The 1869-nt window shown below is 69.2% G+C and carries 1 protein-coding gene; it reads left to right on the forward strand.

Features of this window, described 5'->3' with window-relative positions; all coding sequences use genetic code 11:
- Positions 1-529: 529 nt before the first annotated feature.
- On the forward strand, positions 530-1869 hold a 1340-nt coding region (locus CQ042_RS20210; RefSeq protein WP_105672223.1), incomplete at its 3' end, for a sigma-70 family RNA polymerase sigma factor.

A 1869-nucleotide genomic window follows, 5' to 3' on the forward strand; every position in this document is an offset into this window, starting at 1 on the left:
CCCCCGGAGGGATTCGTATGGCTGTCTCTATGGGATGAGACGGTGCTCATCCCGATTCATTACGCGGCTTCTCGAAAAATCTTCGCGAAACCGTTTTCTCGGCGCTCGGGCCGAGACGTTCGGAAGACTGCTTCTCCCCAGATCGGCGTCTCCGTTTCCTGCAGAGGTGGGGGGCCGGGCACTCCTCCCCCGAGGCTCCCGACCCACCCGACCGGCGCGAATACCTCCCGCACCAGCGCCTGAACCCCGCCCCCCGGAGGGATTCGTACGGCTGTCTCCATGGGATGAGACGGTGCACATCCCGATTCATTACGCGACTTCTCGAAAAACCTCGAGATCGTTTCTCTCTCCCGACTGACAGCACGACATGACCACGCCCGGAGGAACCCGGGTATCGGCTCGGAGTTCGCAGGAAAGGGTGGCTTCCCTGGGAGATTCACGAGAGAATGGTGGAGTCGCGTGATGAGAGGCGCTCTCATGCGTCTCTTCCCGTGAAGGCGCACCTGCGCCCGGCGACAGATGGATGATTGTGCACGAAGAGAACACGACTCACGACGGGACGATCGGCGATGCCGACCTGATCCTCCGCACCCGCTCCGGTGACACGGAGGCGTTCGGTGAACTCTGGCGACGGCACTACCCGTCCGGGCTCTCCGTCGCGCGCTCGGTCACGTCGTCCATCGACCCCGACGACCTCGTGCAAGAGGCCTACACCCGGATCTACCAGGCGATCGTCAAGGGCGGCGGCCCCAACGGCTCCTTCCGCGCCTACCTGTTCACGAGCATCCGCAACACGGCCGCCGGCTGGGGACGCTCCCGCCGCGAGACCGCGATCGATGAGCTCGACACGGTCGCCGACCCCGACACCACAGACCAGGCAGCGAGCGAGGCGCTCGACCGCAGTCTGACCGCGCAGGCCTTCCGCAGCCTTCCCTCGCGCTGGCAGGAAGTGCTCTGGTACACCGAGATCGAGCAGATGAAGCCGCAGGAGGTCGGATCCCTCCTCGGCATGAAGGCCGGCGCGGTGTCGCAGCTGGCGTTCCGCGCCCGCGAAGGGCTCCGCGAAGCCTGGATCCAGGCGCACCTGCGCAGCGCCGAAGACGGCTCCGAATGCCAGTGGACCATCGAGCACCTCGGCGCCTACTCGCGCGGCAACCTCAGCACCCGCGATCACAAGCGACTCGAGCTGCACCTCGACGAATGCGCACGCTGCATGATCGTAGCGGCCGAGGCGAAGGATGTCTCCCAGCGCCTCGCGCTCGTGCTGCTGCCTCTCGTGCTCGGCGTCACCGGCGCCGCCGGCTATCTCGCGACGCTGCAGGGCGCAGGAACTCCGATCGTCGCCCTGGCCGCCATGCCGTCGAGCATCCCCGGAGCTGTCTTCGCCGGCGACCCCGGCGCGGGCCACGCCGCGACCGGCCTCGCCGCCACCGGCGGCTCGGGTTCCGGCGCCGGCGGCTCGACGGGCGGCACCGCGGGGGCGTCCGGCGGAGCCGGATCAGCAGGTGGAGCTTTCACCGGGATCGGGGCCCTCGTCGGTGTCGGCTCGGCCGCGCTGGTCGTCGCCGGCGTCGTCGCCGCGTCGACCATCATCCCCGGACTCGCCGGCGCTGAGCCCGCGACCTCGCTCCCCAACGCCGGAGACGAGGATTCGTCGTCGATCGCGGCCGATGTCAGCCCCGATGACACGATGAACCTCGACGAGCCCGTCGTCATCGTGCCTCCCGCCGCCGAGCCGCCCGCCACGGAGCCGGAAGAAGCACCCGCTCCCCCGGTGGAGCCCGAGAGCACGCAGCCGGACGCGGATCAGGCCGGCCAGGCGGTCGTCCCGCCGCCCGCCCCCGTGGTCCCTCCCGTGGTCCCGCCCAC

It is taken from the genome of Microbacterium sp. MYb62 (assembly GCF_002979475.1).
Classification (GTDB): Bacteria; Actinomycetota; Actinomycetes; order Actinomycetales; family Microbacteriaceae; genus Microbacterium.